This is a genomic window from Arthrobacter sp. Cr_A7 (assembly GCF_029222765.1).
Taxonomy (GTDB): Bacteria; Actinomycetota; Actinomycetes; order Actinomycetales; family Micrococcaceae; genus Arthrobacter.
Map to the genome: position 1 here is coordinate 1 of NZ_JARHXQ010000026.1, position 2,707 is coordinate 2,707.

General features: G+C 66.1%; 3 protein-coding genes. All 3 read left to right on the forward strand.

Going from position 1 to position 2,707, the window contains the following annotated elements:
• Positions 1-143 precede the first annotated feature (143 nt).
• The 3 genes from P2Q66_RS01335 (at position 144) to P2Q66_RS01345 (ending at position 2,651) form a co-directional block, all read left to right on the forward strand.
• Positions 144-977: a hypothetical protein gene (locus P2Q66_RS01335; protein ID WP_275724965.1), complete on the forward strand. Its 834-nt coding sequence runs from the start codon at positions 144-146 to the stop codon at positions 975-977.
• 229 nt (positions 978-1,206) lie between these two features.
• Positions 1,207-2,226, forward strand: coding sequence for a class II fructose-bisphosphate aldolase (gene fbaA, locus P2Q66_RS01340; RefSeq protein WP_163164703.1), 1,020 nt, complete (start codon positions 1,207-1,209; stop codon positions 2,224-2,226).
• Positions 2,227-2,228: 2 nt separating this feature from the next.
• Positions 2,229-2,651, forward strand: a complete 423-nt coding sequence (locus P2Q66_RS01345) for a DUF3151 domain-containing protein (RefSeq protein ID WP_275724968.1) — start codon at positions 2,229-2,231, stop codon at positions 2,649-2,651.
• Positions 2,652-2,707: the final 56 nt, after the last annotated feature.

Genomic DNA, 2,707 nt, shown 5'->3' on the forward strand with positions numbered 1-2,707 from the left:
ACCCCTATCCGGGCTCCGTGAACGAGCCAGAATGAGGGATGCGCAGGGCCATTCTTCCCGACCATTTGAACAATGGTTCATTTTCCCTTCGGGCCTCGGACAAGGCCGGAGTCACACGTACCCGCACGGCGGCAAAGGACCTGGTGACGGTTTCACGGGGTATCCGGGTGCCGGTGCAATCGGGCGCCACGGGATCAGCAGCTTTGCGCGCCTATACGGACCTTGACGACACCTCCATCCTCACGTCGTTGTCGGCCGCCCGCGTCTGGGGCGCGCCGCTGCCCGCCACGCACAGCGGCGACTGGCGGATCCACCTTGCCCGCCGGCGGGGCTTCAGCTTCCCGCGCCGCGCCAACGTGGTTGGACACGTGCTGACATTCTTCCCGGACGAGGTGCTGGAGTACGACGGCGTCCGGCTCACGTCGCCTGCGCGGACGTGGCTGGACCTTGCTGGTTTGCTGACCGTGGAGGAGTTGGTAGCCGTTGGCGACTATTTGGTCTGCTGCCACGGGCCTGCATTTCCGATGCCCAGGGCCGCTATATGCAGTATCGATGACTTGCGGGACGTTATCGGGCGGCACCGTGGCATGCGGGGTGTCCGGACAGCACGGGAGGCAGTTGAGCTGGTCCGCGTGGGCAGCGACTCGGTCCCTGAGACCAGGATGCGCCTCGCGCTCGTTGATGCAGGCCTGCCCGAACCCGTCCTGAACCATGTGTTGTTTGACAGCCGGGGCGTCCCGGTCCTGTGGCCGGATGCGGCCTATCCGCGCTGGGGTATCGCGTTGCAGTACGACGGCGGACATCATGCCGGCACGGAACAGCATTTGAGGGATATCGATCGGCAGGACCGGACCGAGATCCACGGCTGGCTGGAGGTCAGGATCGGCAAACATCATCTTGAAGGTGACCGTCCCGCCGTCGTACCCAGGGTCCGGCGGGCACTGCAAAGCCGGGGCTGGACGCGAGATGACAGATAACGGCAGAGGCGGGCGCCGTCATTGCCGTGTACTGCCATCTCGAGTAAGCCCAGGCCCGGCCGGGCGGTGGGCCCACGCCCGCAGGGTTACCTGGCCGGGCTTGCGAGGCGAGGGTACGGGCGGGCGTAACCAGGAGCACACCCAGTGCGGTAATGACTAGGATGGTCCTAGCCGTACAGCGGTCTACGGGTTACCAGCCCCACAGACAAAACTCAGCATAGGAGTCAGCATGCCCATTGCAACCCCAGAGATCTACTCCGAGATGATCGACCGCGCGAAGGCAGGCGGCTTCGCGTTCCCGGCCGTGAACGTGACGTCCTCCCAGACGCTGAACGCCGCGCTGCGCGGTTTCGCGGAGGCTGAGTCCGACGGCATCGTCCAGGTCTCCACCGGCGGCGCCGCGTACTGGTCCGGCGCCTCCACCAAGGACATGGTGGCCGGTTCCCTGGGCTTCGCCGCGTTCGCCCGCGAGGTGGCCAAGAACTACAACGTCAACATCGCCCTGCACACGGACCACTGCCCCAAGGACAAGCTGGACGGTTTCGTCCTGCCGCTGCTGGCCGCTTCCGAGGCCGAGGTCAAGGCCGGCCGGAACCCGCTGTTCAACTCCCACATGTGGGACGGCTCGGCCGAGACCCTGCAGGAGAATCTGCGGATCGCCCGCGAACTGCTGGAGCGCACCGCCGCGGCCAAGATGATCCTCGAGGTCGAGATCGGCACCGTGGGCGGCGAAGAAGACGGCGTCGAGAACGAGATCAACGAAAAGCTCTACACCACGGTCGAGGATGCCCTGGCCACTATTGAGGCACTGGGCGCCGGCGAGAACGGCCGCTACATCACCGCGCTGACCTTCGGCAACGTCCACGGCGTCTACAAGCCCGGCGGCGTCAAGCTCCGCCCGGAGATCCTCAAGGACATCCAGGCCCAGGTGGGCGCCAAGATCGGCAAGGACAGCCCGTTCGACCTGGTGTTCCACGGCGGCTCCGGCTCCTCGGACCAGGAAATCGCCGACGCCGTGTCCTACGGCACCATCAAGATGAACATCGACACCGACACCCAGTACGCCTACACGCGCCCGGTGGCGGACCACATGTTCCGCAACTACGACGGTGTCCTGAAGGTGGACGGCGAAGTGGGCAACAAGAAGACCTACGACCCCCGCGTCTGGGGCGCCTCCGCCGAAGCCGGCCTCGCAGCCCGCGTAGTGGAAGCCACCAAGCAGCTCGGCTCGGCCGGAAAGACCTTCTAGGAATGTCAGACGAGTTCCGCAAGAACCTGATGGGCCCCGAGCCCACGCTCCTGCCTGCCGAGACCGAGGTCTACCAGCAGCTGGAAGCCGGCCAGGAAGCCCTGGACCTCGTGGAAAAGCACCCCACCTCCTCGCTGCTGTGGGCCGTGCTGGCGGAAGAGGCCTGGGCTGAGGGACGCACCATCGATTCCTACGCCTACTCACGGGTGGGCTACCACCGCGGCCTGGACTCGCTGCGCCGCAACGGCTGGCGCGGCGTGGGGCCCATCCCGTGGGAGCACGGGCCCAACCGTGGCTTCCTCCGTGCGCTGTACTCGCTGGGCCGTGCTGCGGCCGCGATCGGCGAGGCGGAGGAACCGGAGCGGATCGAGAAGTTCCTGAACGACTCGGACCCCAAGGCCAAGGCAGCCATCGAAGGCAAGTAGCACAAGCAACGCGGGGTCACTTTTAGCCCTCTCCGGGCACCGGATTGGGCCGAAAG

What these genes read in the sequence shown, in the direction of transcription:
- P2Q66_RS01345 (WP_275724968.1), top strand. Translation starts at nt 2,229, where the DNA reads ATGTCAGACGAGTTCCGCAAGAACCTGATGGGCCCCGAGCCCACGCTC.
- fbaA (WP_163164703.1), top strand. Translation starts at nt 1,207, where the DNA reads ATGCCCATTGCAACCCCAGAGATCTACTCCGAGATGATCGACCGCGCG.